Annotated in this window: 15 protein-coding genes and 1 pseudogene; 14 read left to right on the forward strand and 2 right to left on the reverse strand. The window is 42.5% G+C overall.

The window, feature by feature from the left end:
* Positions 1–2,210: pseudogene (cshB, locus tag PCY06_RS08855) on the forward strand (LPXTG-anchored fibrillar adhesin CshB); the annotation flags it as partial.
* 77 nt (positions 2,211–2,287) lie between these two features.
* On the opposite strand, the gene fbpA reads toward cshB, so the two are convergent.
* Positions 2,288–3,940 carry an Rqc2 family fibronectin-binding protein FbpA gene (gene fbpA / locus PCY06_RS08860; protein WP_082307720.1) on the reverse strand — a complete coding sequence of 551 codons (1,653 nt, stop codon included), beginning with the start codon at positions 3,938–3,940 and terminating at the stop codon, positions 2,288–2,290.
* Between the two features lie 563 nt (positions 3,941–4,503).
* On the opposite strand from fbpA, the gene trpX reads away from it, so the two are divergent.
* The 9 genes from trpX to PCY06_RS08905 all read left to right on the forward strand — a co-directional run bounded on the left by trpX (position 4,504) and on the right by PCY06_RS08905 (position 14,474).
* On the forward strand, positions 4,504–5,508 hold the full coding sequence (trpX, locus tag PCY06_RS08865; protein WP_061583764.1) for a tryptophan ABC transporter substrate-binding protein: 1,005 nt from the start codon (positions 4,504–4,506) through the stop codon (positions 5,506–5,508).
* A 66-nt stretch (positions 5,509–5,574) separates the two neighbouring features.
* On the forward strand, positions 5,575–6,441 hold the full coding sequence (locus PCY06_RS08870) for an ABC transporter permease (protein ID WP_061595799.1): 867 nt from the start codon (positions 5,575–5,577) through the stop codon (positions 6,439–6,441).
* Complete coding sequence (locus tag PCY06_RS08875; protein WP_082307719.1) at positions 6,438–7,196, forward strand: ABC transporter ATP-binding protein; 759 nt, start codon at positions 6,438–6,440, stop codon at positions 7,194–7,196. Before PCY06_RS08870 ends, PCY06_RS08875 begins: the two co-directional genes overlap by 4 nt.
* A gap of 930 nt (positions 7,197–8,126) precedes the next feature.
* Positions 8,127–9,176: a phenylalanine--tRNA ligase subunit alpha gene (pheS, locus tag PCY06_RS08880; RefSeq protein ID WP_070493824.1), complete on the forward strand. Its 1,050-nt coding sequence runs from the start codon at positions 8,127–8,129 to the stop codon at positions 9,174–9,176.
* A gap of 45 nt (positions 9,177–9,221) precedes the next feature.
* Positions 9,222–9,731, forward strand: coding sequence for a GNAT family N-acetyltransferase (locus tag PCY06_RS08885; protein ID WP_048779731.1), 510 nt, complete (start codon positions 9,222–9,224; stop codon positions 9,729–9,731).
* A 244-nt stretch (positions 9,732–9,975) separates the two neighbouring features.
* Complete coding sequence (gene pheT, locus PCY06_RS08890) at positions 9,976–12,381, forward strand: phenylalanine--tRNA ligase subunit beta (protein ID WP_082307718.1); 2,406 nt, start codon at positions 9,976–9,978, stop codon at positions 12,379–12,381.
* 116 nt (positions 12,382–12,497) lie between these two features.
* On the forward strand, positions 12,498–13,211 hold the full coding sequence (locus PCY06_RS08895; protein ID WP_082307717.1) for a hypothetical protein: 714 nt from the start codon (positions 12,498–12,500) through the stop codon (positions 13,209–13,211).
* 149 nt (positions 13,212–13,360) lie between these two features.
* Positions 13,361–13,753 (forward strand): YbgA family protein, encoded by a 393-nt coding sequence (locus tag PCY06_RS08900; RefSeq protein WP_045773723.1) that lies wholly within the window; start codon positions 13,361–13,363, stop codon positions 13,751–13,753.
* 262 nt (positions 13,754–14,015) lie between these two features.
* On the forward strand, positions 14,016–14,474 hold the full coding sequence (locus tag PCY06_RS08905; RefSeq protein WP_048779724.1) for an SP_0198 family lipoprotein: 459 nt from the start codon (positions 14,016–14,018) through the stop codon (positions 14,472–14,474).
* Positions 14,475–14,764: 290 nt separating this feature from the next.
* On the opposite strand, the gene PCY06_RS08910 is transcribed toward PCY06_RS08905, so the two are convergent.
* Positions 14,765–15,490 (reverse strand): hypothetical protein, encoded by a 726-nt coding sequence (locus PCY06_RS08910; protein WP_082307716.1) that lies wholly within the window; start codon positions 15,488–15,490, stop codon positions 14,765–14,767.
* A gap of 109 nt (positions 15,491–15,599) precedes the next feature.
* Here PCY06_RS08910 and PCY06_RS08915 point away from each other — a divergent pair, with 109 nt between their 5' ends.
* The 4 genes from PCY06_RS08915 to PCY06_RS08930 all read left to right on the forward strand — a co-directional run bounded on the left by PCY06_RS08915 (position 15,600) and on the right by PCY06_RS08930 (position 20,765).
* Positions 15,600–16,208, forward strand: a complete 609-nt coding sequence (locus PCY06_RS08915; protein WP_082307715.1) for a TetR/AcrR family transcriptional regulator — start codon at positions 15,600–15,602, stop codon at positions 16,206–16,208.
* Positions 16,209–16,275: 67 nt separating this feature from the next.
* Positions 16,276–17,337: an ABC transporter permease gene (locus tag PCY06_RS08920; RefSeq protein WP_082307799.1), complete on the forward strand. Its 1,062-nt coding sequence runs from the start codon at positions 16,276–16,278 to the stop codon at positions 17,335–17,337.
* Positions 17,338–18,003 (forward strand): ABC transporter ATP-binding protein, encoded by a 666-nt coding sequence (locus PCY06_RS08925; RefSeq protein ID WP_061595793.1) that lies wholly within the window; start codon positions 17,338–17,340, stop codon positions 18,001–18,003.
* Between the two features lie 866 nt (positions 18,004–18,869).
* On the forward strand, positions 18,870–20,765 hold the full coding sequence (locus PCY06_RS08930) for an ABC-F family ATP-binding cassette domain-containing protein (protein ID WP_082307714.1): 1,896 nt from the start codon (positions 18,870–18,872) through the stop codon (positions 20,763–20,765).
* The last annotated feature ends 25 nt before the right edge of the window (positions 20,766–20,790 follow it).

Below are 20,790 nucleotides of genomic sequence, written 5' to 3' on the forward strand. Positions count from 1 at the left end.
AGAAATCTATTCCAGGTCAAGGAACTTACACGATTGCACCAGACGGAACTGTAACTTTCACTCCAGACAAACAGTTTGTCGGAAACCCAGATCCAGTCACAGTCAAACGTGTGGATAAGAATGGCACTCCAGTCACTGCAACTTACAGTCCAGAGTTTACTAAGGTAACACCAACTGGTACGGGCGATAAGACAGAAGGACTTCAAGGTCAGGTCCAAGAAGGTAAAGTGACCTTCACTCCAGGCCATGACTCTGTTCCATTCCCAGCGGATTCGACTCCACTATTTGACAATGGGACAGCTGTGAAGGAAGTTCCAAATGTTGGTAAGTTCGAGGTGAACGCAGATGGTAAGGTGACCTTCACTCCAGACAAACAGTTCAAGGGTGAAACACCAGAACTTGAATTGACTCGTGTGGATGCCAACGGCACTCCTGTTACTGTCAAGTACCAAGCAGTGGTGAAAGAAGTGGTTCCAACCAGCACTAACGCAACTAGCACAGGCCCTCAAGGCCTTCCACAAACAGGTACTCCAACCTTCCAAGGTGGTGATCCACTGGTTCCAATTGATGAAACAGTTGAACCAACCTTCGAAGATGGAAGCAAGGAAAAAGTGATTCCAGGTCAAGGAACTTACACGATTGCGCCAGATGGAACAGTAACCTTCACACCAGACAAGCAGTTCGTTGGTAAACCAGATCCAATCACCGTGAAACGTGTGGATAAGAATGGCACTTCAGTCACTGCAACTTACAGTCCAGAATTCACTAAGGTCACTCCTACAGGAACTGGTGCAACTAGCACAGGTCCTCAAGGACTCCCTCAAACTGGTACTCCAACCTTCCAAGGTGGCGATCCACTGGTTCCAATTGATGAAACAGTTGAACCAACCTTCGAAGATGGAAGCAAAGAGAAGACCATTCCAGGTCAAGGAACCTACACGATTGCACCAGATGGAACAGTAACCTTCACTCCAGACAAGCAGTTTGTAGGGAAACCAGATCCAATCACCGTGAAACGTGTGGATAAGAATGGCACTCCAGTGACTGCGACTTACAGTCCAGAATTTACGAAAGTAACACCAATTGGTAAGGATGCTTCCTCTGAAAATATTAAGGGACTTGTACAAACAGGTACTCCAACCTTCCAAGGTGGCGATCCACGGGTTCCAATTGATGAAACTGTAGCACCAACCTTTGAAGATGGCTCAACTGAAAAAGTGATTCCAGGTGAAGGAACCTATACCATCTCACCGGATGGCACAGTAACCTTTACTCCAGAAGCTGATTTTGTAGGAAAAGGAACCGGCGTAACAATTGTTCGTAAGGATAAGAACGGTACCTCAGTTACTGCAAGCTATCGTCCAACAGTTGTAGATCCGTCTACTGGACAGGATACAACCTCTACAGGAGCTAAAGGCCAAACGCAAGTGGCAACCCCAGCGTTTGAAGGACATATCGATAGTACAGTTCCACCAACCTTTGAGGACGGCAGCACGACACTGGTTGTTCCAGGAGAAGGAAGCTATACAATTGATAAAGATGGTAAGATTACCTTTACTCCAGAACCAGACTTTGTTGGTACAGCCAAAGGAGTGGTTGTAAAACGTTTGGATATTTATGGCAACGTTGTTACAGCGCAGTATACACCAACGGTCATCGGCCAAACACGAGTAGAAGATGTAACCTCAGATGGACTCAAGGGTCAAACACAGACTGGTAAACCAATCTTTGAAGGTGATGTAGACTTAACAGTAGCACCAACCTTTGAGGATGGCTCAACTGAAAAAGTTGTTCCAGGAGAAGGCACTTATACCATCTCACCAGACGGTGTTGTAACTTTTGTTCCAGAGCCAAACTTTGTTGGTACAGCTAAAGGAGTCGTTGTAATCCGTAAGGATCGAAATGGTCAAACAATTTCTGCAAGCTACACACCGAGAGTGACAGAAATTCCGGTCGTTCCAAACAGACCAAGTACTCCAGAACAACCAAAGGTTCCAGTAATTCCAGCTGATCCTGCAGTAGCAGTTCAAACACCTAAAGCTGAAGAGAGAGTAGAACCTATTTATGTCGATCCAAAAGACGAAAAAGGGGTTCTTCCAAGAACAGGAAGTCAGACAAGTGATCAGACTGCTTCAGGTCTCTTAGCAGCCATTGCCAGCTTAACATTCTTAGGTTTAGCAAATCGGAAGAAGAAATCTGAAGAAGATTAAGAGAGATCAATGTCTCCGCATTCGACAGATTGAGTGAAGTTTAAAAGCGATTCGGATATTCCGAATCGCTTTTTTGGTTATTGAGTTTTCATACTCTTGATTTTCTCTGCGTCAGGTGTAACGCGAAGGGTTTTCTGTCCTGTATAAGTGACAAATCCTGGCTTTCCACCAGTGGGCTTATTTAGCTTTTTAATCTCAATCATGTCTACTTGGACAAGATTGGAGAGTCTGGCCTTGGAAAAGTAGGCCGCTAGCTCGGCAGCGTCAGTCTTGACCTCATCGCTGGGCTGAAGATTGCCTGTGATGACCACATGACTACCTGGAATATCCTTGGCGTGAAACCAAAGCTCGTCCTTCTTGGCCATCTTAAACGTCAGCTCATCATTTTGTAGATTGTTGCGGCCAACCAGGATAATAGTTTGGCCATCTGTTGCCAGATATTTCTCAGGTTTCTGTCTTTTCTGAATTTTCTCTCTCTGGCGTCGGCGGATAAAGCCAGTCTGGATTAGTTCCTCCCGAATTTCCACAATCTCACTAAGACTGGCCTGAGCAAGGGCTGTTTCCACGCTTTCTAGGTAGAGAATTGTGTTCCGTGTCTCTTCAATCAAGCTGGTCAGATGTTTGACGGCTTCCTTTAGCTTCTGGTAGCGTTTGAAATAACGCTGAGCATTTTGATTGGGGGTCAGGGCCTTGTCAAGTGTGATGAGGATCTTTTCACCTGTGTAGTAATTGTCCAGCTCCACCTGATTTTGGTCGTTAGGTACCTGATGTAGAAAGGTGGTCAAAAGTTCCCCTTTTTGGCGGAATTCTTCTGCATTCTCCGTTGCTAGGAGCTCTTCCTCTTGCTTGCCCAACTTTTTCCGGTTCTTTTCCAACTCATTTTCTACTCGGCGGATGAGTTCGCTGGCCTGCTGGTTAACTCGATCGCGCTCAGCCTTGTCCTTGTAGAAAGTGTCTAAAAGTTCGGATAACGTGGACATTTGGGTCTTGCTGTCGGAAAATAGCAGAGCAGAGAAGGATTTTTCGGTCAGGCTAGGATGAGTCGGACTGGCAAAGAAGGATCGGAAAGTTTTGAGCTTGTCAGCTGTCAGACGACCACTGAGCTCAGTAGCCGTATCCCGACCCAATCCCTGAAAAATTTGCTGAAGGCGTTTGGGCTCTATTTCCTCAGTCTGTAGGATTTGAAAGAGCTTTTCATCGCCCACAGTGAAAGGATTGAGACTGCCTGTCTGAGGCGGTGCGACATAAGTTGAGCCAGGTAAAATCGTTCGATAGCTATTTTGTGAAAAACCGACATGTTTGATGGCTTCAATAATCTTACCGCTAGCCTTATCCAAGAGAATGATATTGCTATGTTTACCCATGATTTCGATGACTAGAGTCACAGCCACGCTATCGCCGATTTCGTTCTTATTGGAGACGCTGATTTCCAAAATCCGGTCATTCTCCACTTGCTGGATTGCTTCAATGACAGCGCCCTGCAGGTATTTGCGCATCACCATGATAAAGGTATTGGGAATAGCTGGATTTTCAAAAGTAGTCTCAGTCAGCTGGACGCGCCCAAAGACAGAGTGGGCTGATAGGAGTAGCTTATGGCTTTTGCGATTACTACGAATTTGTAAAACCAGCTCCTGTTCAAAGGGCTGATTAATCTTCTGGATGCGGCCGCCCACTAATTCGTGGCGAAGTTCCTCAGTCATGTGATGTAAAAAAAATCCGTCAAAAGACATGCTTATCTCCTTGAAAGTTACTATAGAAAATTATAACAAAAAAATAAGGTAAAAGCTCCCAATGAGATATCAAATTATTTGAGTTTTAATCGAAAATGGACTAGACAATAAAAATCCGAACATTTTACAAAAATTGTCAAAAAGGTCTTGACATATTATTAGGAAAAACTTACAATATAGGAAATTAGAAAAGTAGTAAATGAATTTGTTTTTAGCGAGCTTGTGGGTGGTGAAAACAAGTAGCAAATCTTTACGAAATTGGGCTAATGATTAGAGTGTCTTTTGGTAATTTACTGATAAGCTAAAAGAATAAATGAATTCGAAACAATAAGAATTCGGTTGGCACACCTTACAGTGCAACTTGTTGGTAGACAAGGCAGAGATATGGGAGAATGCTATTTATTTTTCCATAATTGAGGTGGCACCGCGATTTACGCCCTCACACAGAATATCTGTGTGAGGTTTTTTGTTGGAAAAAAGAGAAGGAGAGTTCCCCATGTTTAAACGATGGCGTCCCTAGGGATTGAAATGAGAAAGCTTAAAAATAGAAATGGAGAAAAAATATGAAGAATAAACGTTTACTCGCTGTTTTAGCAGTATTAGTAGTCTTGGTTGGAGGATCTTTGATCTATTCCAGCTTGAATAAAGGTGGTGGGGCGAAGTCTACTACAGATAAGAAAACAGTCAAAGTCGGAGTATTACAGTATGTCAGTCATCCTTCACTTGATTTAATCTATAAAGGCATTAAAGATGGATTAGCTGAAGAAGGTTACAAGGCCGATGATATTAAAATTGATTTTATGAATGCTGAGGGTGATCAGAGTAAGGTTGCTACTATGAGCAAGCAATTGGTGTCTAATGACAATGATGTGCTGATTGGGATTGCGACTCCGTCTGCTCAAGGACTGGCTTCAGCTACTAAGAACAAGCCCGTCGTCATGGGAGCTATCACAGATCCAGTCGGAGCTAATCTAGTAAAAAATCTTGAAAAACCAGGTGGCAATATCACTGGTGTCTCTGACCGCAATCCAGCTAAGCAACAGTTGGAGCTGATTAAAAAATTGACGCCAAATGTAAAAACTATCGGTGCACTATACTCTAGCAGTGAAGATAACTCTAAATCTCAGGTAGAAGAGTTCAAAAAATTAGCTGAAGAGGCAGGCTATAAGGTAGAAGAATACTCTGTTCCTTCAACCAATGAAATTGCTTCAACCATGAATGTCATGACTGGAAAGGTTGATGCTATCTGGATTCCGATTGATAATACAATTGCATCAGCGTTTGCGACTGTAGTATCTAGCAATAAAGACGCTAAAAAACCTATATACCCAAGTGCGACTGCTATGGTAGAAGAAGGTGGACTAGCATCAGTTGTTGTTGATCAACATGACCTTGGAGTTGCAACAGGAAAAATGGCTGCTAAAATCTTGAAAGGTGCAAAACCAGAAGAAACACCAGTTGAAATTTTTAATAAAGGTAAGTCAGTCATCAATAAGAAGAATGCCAAAGAACTTGGAATTACTGTACCAGAAGATGCCCTCAAAGAAGCTGGACAAGTGATTGAGTAAGGAAGGAGACTTAAAAACTCAAGCCTTAGTTGAGTGGCAAGTTTTAATACAAAGTTAGGATAGAATATGATTATTTCGATTATTTCACAAGGTCTTTTCTGGTCCATTTTGGGTCTGGGAATCTTTATGACCTTTAGGATTTTGAATTTTCCAGATATGACAACAGAAGGCAGCTTTCCTCTGGGAGGGGCTGTTGCTGTCACTTTGATTACTAAGGGCGTTAATCCACTAATTGCAACTTTGATTGCTATTTTAGCTGGATGTTTGGCTGGTTTTGCAACGGGCTTGCTTTATACCAAAGGAAAAATTCCGACTCTGCTGTCTGGAATTTTGGTTATGACCTCATGCCATTCCTTAATCCTTATGATCATGGGAAGAGCCAATCTGGGGCTACTAGGGGCAAAAAAGATTCAAGACTTTCTTCCTTTTTCAGAGGAAATGAATCAAATCTTTCTAGGCCTAATTTTTGTAGTTCTGGTAATTCTAGCTTTGCTTTTCTTTCTTGATACCAAGCTAGGCCAGGCCTACATTGCTACTGGGGACAATCCTGATATGGCCAGAAGTTTTGGGATTAATACTGGTCGGATGGAGCTGATGGGCTTGGTGCTGTCCAATGGAGTGATTGCCCTAGCTGGAGCTTTGATTGCCCAGCAAGAAGGTTATGCGGATGCTTCAAGAGGGATTGGAGTCATTGTTATCGGTTTGGCCAGCTTAATCATTGGAGAGGTTCTCTTTAAGAGTCTTACTTTGGCTGAAAGACTGATGACGATTGTGGTAGGTGCGATTGCTTATCAATTTCTGATTTGGGCGGTTATCGCTTTAGGCTTTAATACCAGCTACCTACGCCTCTACAGTGCGGTGATTTTGGCAATCTGCCTCATGATTCCCACGCTTAAAAATAAATTCTTTAAAGGAGTCACATTAAGCAAATGACAGTCATTGTAGAATTAAAAAATGCCACAAAAGTTGTAAATAATGGTTTAGATGAAGAAAAAGTCATTTTGAATGATGTGTCTCTCCAAATCCATGAGCATGACTTTATTACTATTCTAGGTGGAAATGGAGCCGGAAAATCAACCCTTTTTAACGTAATTGCTGGGACCTTACCTTTAACCAGTGGTAGTATCCATATCTTGGGTGAAGATGTGACACATTATTCTCCAGAAAAAAGAGCAAAATACCTTTCTCGAGTTTTTCAAGATCCAAAAATGGGGACAGCGCCTCGTATGACTGTTGCTGAAAATCTCCTGATTGCTAAGTTTCGAGGAGAGAGAAGAGGTCTTTTTCCTCGCCGATTGAATCATTATAAAGAAGAATTCCAGGCGACTATTGATAAAATTGGCAATGGCCTAGAAAAGCATTTGGATACAGCAATTGAGTTCCTATCAGGTGGTCAAAGACAGGCCCTAAGTCTTTTAATGGCGACACTCAAACGTCCTGAACTTTTGCTACTGGATGAGCATACAGCAGCTTTGGACCCTAAGACTAGTGTGGCTTTAATGGAGTTAACAGACGATTTTGTCCAAAAAGACCAGTTGACTGCTCTTATGATTACTCATCATATGGAAGATGCACTTAAGTACGGCAATCGCTTGATTGTTATGAAGGATGGTCAGATTATTCAGGATCTTAAGCAAGAAGAAAAAGCTCAAATGACCATTTCAGATTATTATAGTTTATTTGAATAGAAAAATGCTGATTTGAGGCCTAAAAGGTTCTCCAATTAGCTTTTTATTTTGCAAAAAATATTATAAAAAAACAATGTAAACGCTTGCTTTTTTAAAGATAAAAGAGTACACTAATAGTGAATAAAAGATAGGTGGGAAATTAAGAATTTTGATATTCTTCTTTCCTTCTTTAAACGTTTCATTCCTTTGATAAGGAATGCATGGCTTAGCAAATAGAAAGGACTGATTCCAATGGGTTTCAGAAATTCAAATCTGTTTTAAGTTATCTATATTTTAGCTTATGTCCTTGTTTACTGATTTGTTGTTCGTCTTTGTTGGAGGTATTGTTAAAAAATATCTGAACTGAATTATCTCTTGTGGCGATTGCAGATTGTTGCTATGGAAAATCAGAGTTTAAAATGAGAAAAAAACCTCAGAGAGCAACAATGAAGAGAGAAGCTTTTCAATGGTTTTCGGACTTCGAATTATACAATCGTCATTGCTTTTGTACGATAAAATATATTTTCTTATTAGATCGATATAAAAGAAAATCATTCTTTAGGGCTATAAAAGATTGAATCAATCATTAAGTAAATTGTTTGTCTGTAGCTTTTAGCTACCTCAGTTGCTTCGTTAATAATCAGTAAACAAGACGCACTCCTGGCTATTCCGTTTTAAATGGATGCCAGGAGCTTTTTATTTTTGTTGCCAAAATAGGGGAAATTTGCTAGAATATTAAGTAATTAAATAGCAATCCGCAAGACCAGTACCCTAGGGGAAGTTTAACAGGGAGGGGAGCCATTGACTGAAAGCTCTCTAGATGAAAGCTAGGCGAATTCACTTGCTCTAGGATTGATAAGTAAGGTCTGGCTTGCCAGATAAAAAACGGATGGTACCGCGTGTCAACGCTCCGCTTATGGAGATTGGCGCGCTTTTTATTTTGGAGGGAAAATGACGAAAACGATTGAAGAACAACTAAAAAGCCTGCGTGAAGAGACTCTAGCTTCTCTCAAGCAGCTAAAGGCGGAGAATCAAAAGGAACTGCAGGACTTGCGTGTAGCTGTCTTGGGTAAGAAGGGTTCGCTGACTGAAGTCCTGAAAGGTATGAAGGATATCTCTGCTGAAATGCGGCCGATTATCGGGAAGCATGTCAATGAAGCGCGTGATATTCTGACAGCAGCCTTTGAAAAGACTGCTCAAGAGATGGAAGAGCAATTAGTAGCTCTGAAACTGGCTGAGGAATCCTTGGATGTGACCCTGCCAGGCCGTCAAATTCCGTTAGGGAACCGTCATATTCTTAGCCAGACTAGTGAAGAAATTGAAGATATCTTCATCGGGATGGGCTATCAGGTCGTGGACGGCTTTGAAGTGGAAAAGGACTATTACAACTTTGAGCGGATGAATCTGCCTAAGGACCACCCAGCACGGGATATGCAGGACACTTTCTATATTACAGAGGAGATCCTGCTCAGAACCCACACCAGTCCGGTACAGGCTCGAGCTATGGATGCCCATGACTTTTCTAAAGGGCCACTCAAGATGATCTCTCCAGGGCGCGTTTTCCGCCGGGATACCGATGATGCGACTCACTCCCACCAGTTCCATCAGATTGAAGGCTTGGTGGTAGGTGAAAATATTTCCATGGCCAACCTGCAAGGAACACTGCAGCTAATTGTCCAGAAGATGTTCGGCCAAGACCGAAGTATCCGTCTGCGTCCGTCATACTTCCCATTCACAGAGCCGTCTGTTGAAGTGGATGTTTCCTGCTTTAAGTGTGGTGGTGCCGGCTGTAATGTCTGCAAGAAGACCGGCTGGATTGAGATTATGGGAGCTGGTATGGTGCATCCGCGTGTGTTGGAAATGAGCGGTATTGATGCAGATAAGTATTCTGGATTTGCTTTTGGCCTTGGTCAAGAGCGGGTAGCTATGCTTCGCTACGGTATCAACGATATTCGTGGCTTCTACCAAGGAGATATTCGTTTTTCCCAGCAGTTTAAGTAGAAACCTGTAATCATCAATGTAGCTTTTCTGAGAAAGGAGTGCAGTATGCTAGTCAGAGTTAAAAAAGAAGAAGCGAGCCTCCTGCGGGAGTTGGAGGTCGCGACCTATCAAGAAACCTTTGGTCCTTTTATCAAGCAAGCTGATATGGCTCATTATTTTGACAATGAGCTGTCGCTTGCAACTATCGAAAAGGAGCTGGCAGATCCTGAATCAGAGACTTATTTTGTTGTCAAAGATGGTGAAATTGCTGGTTTTCTCAAGTTTAACTGGGGACAGGCTCAAACGGAGCAAGAACTGCGTCAGTCCTTTGAGGTTCAGCGAATCTATGTCTTGAAAGCCTATCATGGTCAAGGCTTGGGCAAGGAGATGTTTGAATTTGCCTTAGAAGAAGCCGAGAAACGAGGCTTTGACTGGGTTTGGCTGGGCGTCTGGGAGAAGAATTTTAGAGCCCAATATTTTTACTTCAAATATGGCTTTGAAAAATTCAGTCAGCACGACTATATCACTGGTGAGACGGTAGACACAGACTGGATGCTCCGCAAGAAATTGAAATAAAAAAGAAAATTTAAAGAGAGGAAATGATACGACCTAAAAGCTCGAAATTTAGATGATTTGTCTGAAATCAGGATTTCAGACAAATAACTAAAATTTGGTTGGTCAAGTTCCTCAGCGATAGAATAGAGAAAGGAATTGAACCCGGGCTAAAAACTCGAAAAAAAGATAGATTTGCGATCATTCGTCGAATGCTTAGCAAATCTCCTATTTTTCAGTCGTTTTTGACGCCCTTGGTATCTTGAATATGCTAGTAAGTTATAAGTGGTTAAAAGAGTTAGTAGACATTGATGTGGCGAGCGCTGAGCTGGCTGAGAAAATGTCAACGACAGGAATTGAAGTGGAAGGTGTGACATCACCAGCTGCTGGCCTATCAAAAATTGTTGTTGGTGAGGTGGTATCGTGTGAGGATGTTCCTGATACTCACCTGCATATCTGTCAAGTCAATGTCGGAGAAGAGGATAACCGTCAAATTGTCTGTGGTGCTCCGAATGTTCGCGCAGGCATCAAGGTCATGGTGGCTTTGCCAGGTGCTCGCATTGCTGACAATTATAAGATTAAAAAAGGAAAAATCCGTGGCTTGGAGTCACTGGGCATGATCTGCTCTCTGGGTGAGCTGGGTATTTCTGATTCTGTTGTGCCAAAGGAATTTGCGGATGGCATTCAAATCCTGCCTGAAGAAGCAGTGCCGGGTGAGGAAGTCTTCTCTTATCTGGACTTGGACGATGAGATTATCGAACTTTCCATCACACCAAACCGGGCTGATGCTCTGTCTATGCGTGGGGTGGCTCATGAAGTGGCTGCGATTTATGATAAGTCAGTACATTTCAAAGATTTTTCGCTGGTGGAAAATGAAAAGCAGGCAGCCGACAGTCTTTCAGTAGCCCTTGAGACAGGGAAAGCCCCTTATTACGCGGCTCGTATCTTGGAAAATGTTAGCATTGCCCCAAGTCCTCAGTGGCTACAAAATCTCCTCATGAACGAAGGAATCCGTCCGATTAACAATGTAGTAGACGTGACCAACTACATCCTGCTCTACTTTGGTCAGCCCATGCACGCCTTTGATCTGGATACATTTGAGGGTGACCAGATTGTCGTGCGGGAAGCGCGTGCTGGTGAAAAACTAGTGACACTGGACGGCGAAGAGCGCGAGCTGGAAGTTAGCGACTTAGTCATTACTGTGGCAGATAAGCCAGTGGCTTTGGCTGGTGTCATGGGAGGAGCAGCGACTGAAATTTCTGGTAAGTCCACTCGTGTTGTTCTGGAAGCAGCTGTCTTTGATGGGAAATCAATCCGCAAGACCAGCGGTCGCCTTAACCTGCGCTCAGAATCATCTTCCCGCTTTGAAAAAGGCATCAATGTGGCAACTGTCAATGAAGCTTTGGACGCAGCAGCAAGTATGATTGCGAACTTGGCAGGAGCGACTGTTCAGGCTGGTATCGTATCAGCTGGTAGCTTAGATACTAGAGATGTAGAAGTGGTGTCTAGTCTTGCGGATGTCAACCGTGTGCTAGGAACAGACTTGCTTTATACAGATATTGAGGATGTCTTCCGCAGACTTGGCTTTGGCTTATCAGGAAGTGCTGAACAGTTCACTGTCAGTGTCCCTCGCCGTCGCTGGGATATTTCAATCGAAGCAGATCTCTATGAAGAAATTGCCCGCATTTACGGCTATGACAAATTGCCAGCTAGTCTGCCAAAAGATGACGGAACTGCCGGTGAATTGACTGCAACGCAGAAACTGCGCCGTCAAGTACGGACCTTAGCAGAAGGAGCTGGACTGACAGAAATCATCACCTACGCTTTGACGACGCCAGAAAAGGCGGTTGAATTCACTCTCAATCCTAGCAACTTGACTGAGCTTATGTGGCCAATGACAGTGGAGCGCTCTGTTCTTCGTCAGAACATGGTTTCTGGGATTTTGGACTCCCTAGCCTACAATGTGGCTCGTAAGAACAAGAATCTAGCCCTCTATGAGATTGGAAAAGTTTTTGAGCAGACTGGTAATCCTAAGGAAGAGTTGCCAAATGAAATCAATAGCTTTGCCTTTGCTTTTACAGGTCTGGTTAATGAAAAAGACTTCCAGACCCAGCCAGTAGCGGTTGATTTCTTCTATGCTAAGGGTGTAGTGGAAGCACTCTTTGCTAAGTTGGGCTTGACAGCTGAATACGTGGCTAGCAACCAGATTAAGAGCCTGCATCCTGGTCGGACTGCTTTAATCTCTATCAATGGCCAGCCTGTCGGCTTTGTCGGCCAAGTCCATCCTGCGACAGCCAAGGCTTACGATATTCCTGAAACCTATGTTGCTGAGCTCAACCTGTCTGCCATCGAAGAGCAGCTCCAGCCAGCACAGCCATTTACAGAAATCACTAAATTCCCAGCTGTCAGCCGTGATGTGGCACTCTTGCTCAAGGCTGAAATCACTCACCAAGAGGTCCTTGATGCCATCCAAGCAGCTGGTATCAAGCGCTTGACCGATATTAAACTCTTTGATATCTTCTCTGGTGACAAGCTGGGTGTTGGCCTCAAATCTATGGCTTACAGCCTGACTTTTCAAAATCCAGAAGCTAGCCTGACTGACGAAGAAGTGGCTAAATACATGGAAAAAATCGAAAAATCTCTGATCGAAAAACTCGGCGCAGAGGTGCGTTAGAAGAGTCGAAAAAAGCAGTCTTTACAGGCTGTTTTTTTTAATTGCTAAAAGAAGCTTTATAAAAGGCTTGATTTATGATATTCTAGTCATATTAAAAATTTGTTAAGAGGTTTCTGATGCAGTATAAGAGAAGTTATGCAGGTGAAATTGTTGGTATTATCTTGATTACTATTTTTGCAATCTTTGCTGTATGGTCAAACTCGTCTTCTACCTTTAGTGCAAGTAACTCTAAAGATCCTGAAGTGAGTTTTGACGCCAAGATGGATGAATACAAACTAGAAGAAAGACCGATAACTATCCGAGATGCAGAACTAATGTTTGGTTCAGAAGATGGTCCCAAAGATGAGACTCCAGAGAAAAAAGAAGCCAGGCTCCAAAGCGTTGTAGATACTTATAATAATCAATTAAAGAAAGAACAGGATAGGATAAAAAGGGAAAAAGAAGAGGAAAAGAAAAGAGATGACGATTTTGCTACAACTGTCTTGATTGGTTCAGCAGTTGGGGTTTCTTTATTGTTGATTTCTATTTTTATAAAGTCTAAACAACCTCCTGCAATGACGATTTCAGAAGGAAAACTGGATATTAAATCTTCGATTTTCCAAGATATGAATGAACTTGATCTGGACAAGGTTAAGAAGATCGAATATAAAATCAAAACTTATAGTTCTGATGATATGCAGAAAACAAATCGTATGCTTTATTTTTATGATAAGAATGGTAGTACTCTAGACTCGATTGACTTAAATAACTTGTCTGGTGCTGATTTTAATGATATTTATAAGGAAATTAGTCGTCAGGCGCCTCATATTGAATGGATTTTTCCAGAATAAAAGAAAGACTAGCAAATCATCCTTCTTTTCCAATCATATTAAGTTTTGTGGTTGGGATTATATTTTGAAAATTGGAGAATTAGGATGCGACTAATGATTCGAATGAGGCTGAAAGAATTCAAAATGAAAAATCGGTAGGAAAAGTAAGCATGAAAAATTTAAACCAAATGTCTCAATGTCAGACTCTTTGGGCTAGGAACAAATACTTAGTCCTCAGTCATTCCAGTAAAATCTATCTGGAAATTCGTCAATATTTAAAAAGTGAATCGGTAGAAGTAGCTCATGTTCAAGCCTTGATTGACCAAGCTGTTGCCCTACCAGAAAATCGAGGTCAGGTCTGCAATGCCTTTCAGCATATCTGGGGCTATTTTAAGAAGAAAGCCAGCCCAGCTGAAAAAGATAATTTTATGCTACTCTTGCTTCGTTACCAATCCGGTCAGGCTGAGCAGAAAGATTTGGTTACAGCAGTTAAAGACCTGCTCCTCAAGTACCCCAACCCATATTTGCAAAAATCGACTCTCTTATTTCAGAATGAGGAATGATGCCTTGCTATCAATGAGACATCGCATACCTGTTCTGCTAGTAGCTTAGTGATTACATATGATAAGAAGAACAATAATCTATATCCCCAGTCAAATTAGACTGGGGATTTTTCTTATGTTTAAAAGAAAAGATCTAGATCTGATTGATTGCATCAGTAATATAGAATTCTTAATAGAAAACAAAATTCTTTCTCTTGACAAATAAAACAGACAAGTGTAGAATATAAGTATAAACTACAAATGTAGAAAAGGAGGAATCGATATGTCTATTCCGAAGAAAACAATTTTAGCAATTGTATCCCTTACAGCAGCTGTTCTCTTGACAGCTTGCTCAGGAAATAACAACCAAGGGACTAATGCTAACTCTCAATCTCAAGATGTCAAAAGTCAAAGTTCCCAATCAGCATCTAGTTCTAATACAGAATCTTCTTCTAGTCAAGCTAACTCTTCTAAGTCTACCCAAACTTCGAATCTAGATGGTAGTTATAAGGCAACTGACCATGATGGGGATCAACACCTTCTTCAAATTAATGGGGCCTCTGGGACATGGACGGAGACAGAGGTAGATGGAAGTAAGGAAATCAAGCAAGTCCAGGTTGATGCAACTAATCAGCGTTTGATTGTTGGTGACGATGTTAAAACTTATCAACAAAATGGCAATCAGTTAATTGTCAGCGAACTTGATGACGATCCAGATACTCTAAACTTTACAAAACAGTAAGTTAGGCAACAACCTGCAGTAGAAAAAAACGGATCTCAGGATAATTGCAAAGTGGCATAAAAATAGTAGTTACAACCTATTGGAGTTGTTGAAAAATTTGTACTGAGGTGGATAACTGTTAAACTTGAAGATCTTGCTATTGATTCATTTACTCATGGGTAAGAGCAAGACTATTAAGTCCATGATTGTCTTTGCTTAAATGTAGAAGAAAAACAGCCTTGTTGCGGTCTCTTTAAGATGGCAGTAGGCTGTTTTTGCATGGCTTGGTAGGATTTTTCAGGAAAGGAATTTCATTCTTTATGCTCTTTGCACCAAGTTATCCATCTTGACCATTCAGCAGCCAGGTGGAGCTGGTGTTCTTTGATAAGGCTGTCAGGACAGAGGCTGGGGAATTCGACGCAGAATCGGGCTTCTAGGCCTTTTTCTGTGTCGCGAAACTGATGGCGAATTCCACCGATATTGCAACCATTCGCTAGACTGGCAGCACCGACAGTTTGGAAGGGATAAGACGCATCACGAGGCTCCTCTATCTCAGCTTCAGCACCAAGGTCAAGGAAAAACTGTGTGGGCATCGGGCTGTTTCCTGCAGTCTCAATGACTTCCAGTTTGTCACCGTGCGCCTGCAAAGCATAATGGTCTGGACAGGCACCAAGATTGACTCGTTTATGAACATTTGTCTTTTCTAACATCAACTTTTCTAGCATTATACTGAAAGAAGCGGCAGTCAGTCCACTTGCAAAAATCGTTACAACAGCTCTTTTTCGTGGTTTCTTGGACCATTTGGTCGCCCATTTCATCAAATATTGACTCCATTTGAGTTTGGTTCCGATTTTTTGGATTAGCTCTTCGTATGTCAGCTTCATTTTTGCTTCCAGTAGAGCTTGGTCTAAAATCTCCGTGTTGTCAGTATTAGGCAGCTGTAGATTAAGCATCTTAGCTGCTTTAAGGATTCTATGCTTCCGCCATTGCTCGATTCTTTCTTGACTGACTTCTTTTTGATTGATCATAATCTTCATCTTTTAATCCTCTTGTTCTTGTCTTCTGCTTATATTTATTATATAGTGGGAGCTGGATGGTATACAAGCATCAATTTTAGAGAGACTGTTGCATTTTGAGGTGAATGGCATGTATGAGAAAAAAAGAAGAGAGACAGAAAAGCGGATAGAGACTAGCTTGCTGCAGCTGATGAAAGAGCAGACTTTTGAGACTATCAGTATTCGCCAATTGATTGATTTGGCGGAGGTGAATCGCAGTACTTTTTATCGGCATTATCTGGACAAGTATGATCTGCTAGAGAAGATTGAAAACCGCTTGCTAGATGAATTGCAGGCCTATTATCAAGAGGCTCTTGATTCTGCCTGCTTGTTCAAGTTAGAAAAGGATTTTAAAGTGGAAGACTACATCCATGAGAAACAAAATCTTTTTCATTTTTTTGAGCCATACTTGGAAGATTTGGCCATTCTTTTGGGACCAAATGGCAGTTCAACTAGTTTGTGGCGCTTGCAGGAAGTTTTGAGAGAGATTTTCTCGCAGAGTATTTCCTTGGGTGATCCACTTTTAGAGGAGGTAGAAGCGGATTTACTGCTGAATCATCAAGCAGCGTCCTTTATGGGAACACTGACTTACTGGTTGACTCATCCTCATTATAAGTCTCAACAAATGAGTGATTTTCATACTAAGGTGACCACTGTCGGTCTAGCAGGCTTTGTTAGAGAGCACATGCGGGGAGACTGATGGGATATTTTCTGTATCTTGTTTTTTTATGATATAATAGTCTGGAATCTTTCAAAGGAGGATGGCTTTGTTTTTAGCTTTTAAAGAGATTGTCTACAGTCGCGGAAGGTACCGTATGGTTGTTGCCGTGGTTTTTCTGATTACCTATATGGTTTTCTTTTTATCTAGTCTCTCAGTTGGTTTAGCTCGGCTTAATCGCTTGGCACTAGATCAGTGGGGAGCGCAGTCAGTTGTTTTATCTGAGTATGCCAATAAGAATCTATCTGCTTCGATCATCAAGGAAGAAGAATATGGCCCTCATCTCCAAGGGGACTCAATAGCAGCTTTGGGACAGATGGCAGTAGTAGCCAATCGTGAAGATGGAACAGAAAAAATTAATGCCCAAGTCTTTGGTCTGTCATGGAATAGTTTCTTAGCTCCAAAACTGAGTGAAGGTCGGTCAGCTGATAATGCTTATGAAATTATTGTTGATAAACGCCTACAGCAAAAAGGCGTAAAAATGGGCGACCAGCTTCAGCTCAATGGAAGCGAACGCCTCTATCAAGTTGTTGGTTTTACAGAGGATAATAGCTTCTTTACGCAACCTGTAATTTTTATGACTCTAGATGATTTCAGGGAATTAAAGTACGGCTCTAGTCAGGTTAAGAATATCAGCGCACTTGTAGTAAAAGATGATCAGAAGATTGAAGAAGCTGGCCTGAGTCAACTCTCTATGAGGGAGTTGATAGAAAATATTCCAGGTTATCAGGCTCAGGTACTGACCTTTTCCTTCATGATTGGGGCCATGGTTCTGATTACATTTTTGGTATTGGGAATTTTCATGTACATCATTACCATACAAAAGACGCATCTTTATGGTATTATGCGTGCCCAAGGAATTGCCAGTAGAAAGATTATTGCTTCTATTTTCTGGCAGATTTTCATCCTGTCTTGTCTGGGAATAAGTCTAGCTGTTTTGTTGCTTTTAGGAACCCAGTTAGTATTGCCGGCTTCTGTGCCATTTTACAGTGATTGGCGAGCTTATGGAGGACTGATTGCCTTGATTGTTCTCATGTCACTGGCTGGAGGACTCTTGTCCATTCGTCGGGTTCTAAAAATTGACCCTATCACAGCAATCGGAGGTGAGTAAATGCCAATTTTAGAATTAAAAGGGGTTACCAAAGAATATGGCCAGGGGCATACGCTGGTTCAAGCCCTGAAACCAACTGATTTCCGATTGGAAGCGGGGCAGTTTGTAGCTATTATTGGGCCATCAGGCTCGGGTAAAACAACCTTTCTGACCTTGCTGGGGCATTTACAAACTCCCTCAAAAGGACGGATTCTGCTGCATGGGAAAGATACTTCCCAGCTCAAGGAAAAGGAACGTGCGGCTCTGCGTTTCAATGATTTCGGCTTCATTTTGCAGGCCTCCAATCTCATTCCTTTTTTGAAAATTGAAGACCAGTTCCAGCTGATTGACCGCTTATCTAAGAAGGAAAGAACGGATCTAGACAGTCTGATTGAGTTGCTGGATCTTAAAGGAACTCTCAAGCAATATCCGAAAGAATTGTCCGGCGGGGAAAGGCAGAGAGCTGCTATCGCTAGAGCGCTTTACAATAGCCCGGATATTATCTTGGCTGATGAGCCGACAGCTAGTTTGGATACGGAAAGGGCCAAGCGCGTGGTTCATTTGCTTAAAGAGGTTACTCAGAAATTCAATAAGAGCGTGGTCATGATTACCCATGATACTCGCCTGCTGGATGAGGTTGATAAGATTTATGAGATGCAAGACGGAGTGCTGACTCAAGTTCGATAAAGCTTTAAAAAGCTTGTGCGATCTATTAAAACCATTTATAGGCAACCTGTTTTTCGTTAACAGGCTTGTCTTTTTTTGAATAAAATAATCATAAATAGCAACCGTTTTGATGGGTAGCTTTTTGAATTTGTTGCACTGCAATATGAGAAATACTCATTAAAAATCTTGTAACGGAAATCATTAGTAAAGCAGTTTGTTTCGCTAGTTAGATGAAGAAATGGGATAAATAAGGTTTAATAAAAAATATAGCTAGCCTTGACTAATCTTTGGAAGGCGAGATACTGCTGTTTTTATTATTCCAAAAATGCTAAAAAGGAAGATCGATGCGAAAGAAAGCTAAGCTTACACTATGTCTTTTATTCTTGGCAATGATTGCTCTTTCAGTTTTTCTCTATTTTTCTAGTCGCGTTTACTGGAAATACGATGATCAGTGGATTATCGGTAAAAGAGAATGGGAGATAGTGGAGCGCGTTATGGTGAATTTGATTACGAAACGAAACCCGGCGCCCGAAAGGGATATTATATAGGACAAGAGAATCATTTTTTTGAGACTCATAGAAAAAAGTTGTATTATTTTATTCTTTTGATAACAATAATAAAGCTAAAAAGTCGTGATTGGTGGTCAGCCGGGAAAAGATTAAGTGATTGTAAAGGCAATATTGGAAGAGTTTCTTGCTTATTACTTTCGAAAATTTATAGTGCATCTTGAAGCTTAGTTGAAAGATCTAAGTTTTGAGATGTTTTTTTACTAGATTTTCCATATCGAAGCTATAAGTTTAGCAAAATCTCTAGGATAATGAACCTGCTGAAACTTTTTTAAAATCTGGTAGATAGCAGGAGAGAAGCAAATCTGCTATAATGGTCTTATGATTATTTTACAAGCAAGCAAGATTGAGCGCTCTTTTGCAGGGGAGCTTCTTTTTGACAATATTAACCTGCAGGTGGATGAGGGTGACCGGATTGCCCTCGTCGGTAAAAATGGAGCTGGGAAGTCAACCCTGCTCAAGATTTTGGTGGGCGAGGAAGAGCCTACTTCTGGTCAGATTAATAAAAAACGAGACCTGTCCCTGTCCTATCTGGCTCAGGACAGCCGCTTTGAGTCGGAGAATACTATCTACGACGAGATGCTGCTGGTCTTTGATAGTCTGCGTCAGCAAGAGAAGCGCTTGCGGCAGATGGAGCTGCAAATGGGAGAATTGTCAGGGGAAGATCTGACTGCTCTCATGACCCAGTATGATCAGCTGTCAGAGGATTTTCGCCAGAAAGGCGGTTTTACCTATGAGGCCGATATTCGAGCGATTTTGAATGGCTTCAAGTTTGACCAGTCCATGTGGCAGATGAAGATTTCTGAGCTGTCAGGCGGGCAGAATACCCGTCTGGCTCTGGCTAAGATGCTTTTGGAAAAGCCAGAACTGCTGGTCTTGGACGAGCCGACCAACCACTTGGATATCGAGACCATTGCCTGGCTGGAGACTTACTTGATTAACTACAGCGGTGCCCTGATCATCGTCAGCCACGACCGCTATTTCCTAGACAAGGTTGCGACTATCACGCTGGATTTGACCAAGCATTCCTTGGATCGCTATGTGGGCAATTACTCTAGCTTTGTGGTCCAAAAGGAGCAGAAGCTGGCTACTGAAGCCAAGAACTATGAAAAGCAGCAGAAAGAAATCGCTGCGCTGGAGGACTTTGTCAATCGCAATCTAGTTCGGGCTTCCACAACCAAGCGGGCTCAGTCCCGTCGAAAGCAGCTGGAAAAGATGGAGAGTTTGGACAGGCCGGAGACCGGCAGTCGCTCGGCTAATATGACTTTCAGAGCCGATAAGGTTTCGGGTAATGTTGTGCTGACCCTGGAAGATGCGGCTATTGGCTACGGCGAGGAAGTCCTGTCGGAGCCGATTAACCTTGATATTCGCAAGTTCAATGCGGTAGCTATTGTCGGTCCGAATGGGATTGGAAAGACGACCTTGATTAAATCACTAATCGGACAAGTGCCCTTCATCAGAGGCAAGGAGCAGCTGGGAGCTAATGTGGAAGTGGGCTACTATGACCAGACCCAGAGTAAACTGACTGCCAGCAATACAGTTCTCGATGAGCTATGGAATGACTTCAAGCTGACGCCAGAGGTCGAGATTCGCAATCGCTTAGGCGCTTTCCTCTTCTCGGGAGACGATGTCAAGAAGTCTGTCGGCATGCTATCAGGTGGAGAGCGGGCGCGGCTGCTTCTAGCCAAGCTGTCTATGGAAAACAACAACTTCCTCATCCTAGACGAGCCGACTAACCACCTGGACATTGATAGCAAGGAGGTGCTAGAAAATGCCCTGATAGACTTTGATGGTACCCTGCTTTTTGTCAGCCATGACCGTTACTTTATCAATCGCGTGGCCACACAGATAGTTGAGCTCTCTGAGACAGGCTCCACCCTTTATCTGGGTGATTATGACTACTATCTGGAGAAAAAGGCAGAGCAGGAAGCCTTGCGTGAGGAGTCGGAGCAGGTTGATTCTGACAAGTCTGTCCCTGTCAATGACTATCAAATCCAAAAGGAAAACCAGAAAGAACAGCGCCGGCTGGCCCGCCGCCTAGAGCAATTGGAAGCGCAAATCGAGGACTTGGACAGTCAGATCAGTCAGCTTCAGGAAGCCATGCAGGCTACCAACGACGCCAGTGAACTCATGGAGAGCCAGCAGCAAATCGACCAGCTGACCGCCGCCCAAGAAGAAGCCCTGCTCGAATGGGAAGAACTAGCAGAGAAGGTCTAGTATTTTTAGGGGCAGTCAATCCGCC

Source organism: Streptococcus sp. SG1 (assembly GCF_030439935.1).
GTDB lineage: Bacteria > Bacillota > Bacilli > Lactobacillales > Streptococcaceae > Streptococcus > Streptococcus gordonii.

Excerpts from the sequence above, each read along its gene's own strand:
- fbpA (WP_082307720.1), bottom strand. The coding sequence starts at position 3,940 with ATGTCTTTTGACGGATTTTTTTTACATCACATGACTGAGGAACTTCGC.
- trpX (WP_061583764.1), top strand. The coding sequence starts at position 4,504 with ATGAAGAATAAACGTTTACTCGCTGTTTTAGCAGTATTAGTAGTCTTG.
- PCY06_RS08870 (WP_061595799.1), top strand. The coding sequence starts at position 5,575 with ATGATTATTTCGATTATTTCACAAGGTCTTTTCTGGTCCATTTTGGGT.
- PCY06_RS08875 (WP_082307719.1), top strand. The coding sequence starts at position 6,438 with ATGACAGTCATTGTAGAATTAAAAAATGCCACAAAAGTTGTAAATAAT.
- pheS (WP_070493824.1), top strand. The coding sequence starts at position 8,127 with ATGACGAAAACGATTGAAGAACAACTAAAAAGCCTGCGTGAAGAGACT.
- PCY06_RS08885 (WP_048779731.1), top strand. The coding sequence starts at position 9,222 with ATGCTAGTCAGAGTTAAAAAAGAAGAAGCGAGCCTCCTGCGGGAGTTG.
- pheT (WP_082307718.1), top strand. The coding sequence starts at position 9,976 with ATGCTAGTAAGTTATAAGTGGTTAAAAGAGTTAGTAGACATTGATGTG.
- PCY06_RS08895 (WP_082307717.1), top strand. The coding sequence starts at position 12,498 with ATGCAGTATAAGAGAAGTTATGCAGGTGAAATTGTTGGTATTATCTTG.
- PCY06_RS08900 (WP_045773723.1), top strand. The coding sequence starts at position 13,361 with ATGAAAAATTTAAACCAAATGTCTCAATGTCAGACTCTTTGGGCTAGG.
- PCY06_RS08905 (WP_048779724.1), top strand. The coding sequence starts at position 14,016 with ATGTCTATTCCGAAGAAAACAATTTTAGCAATTGTATCCCTTACAGCA.
- PCY06_RS08910 (WP_082307716.1), bottom strand. The coding sequence starts at position 15,490 with ATGAAGATTATGATCAATCAAAAAGAAGTCAGTCAAGAAAGAATCGAG.
- PCY06_RS08915 (WP_082307715.1), top strand. The coding sequence starts at position 15,600 with ATGTATGAGAAAAAAAGAAGAGAGACAGAAAAGCGGATAGAGACTAGC.
- PCY06_RS08925 (WP_061595793.1), top strand. The coding sequence starts at position 17,338 with ATGCCAATTTTAGAATTAAAAGGGGTTACCAAAGAATATGGCCAGGGG.
- PCY06_RS08930 (WP_082307714.1), top strand. The coding sequence starts at position 18,870 with ATGATTATTTTACAAGCAAGCAAGATTGAGCGCTCTTTTGCAGGGGAG.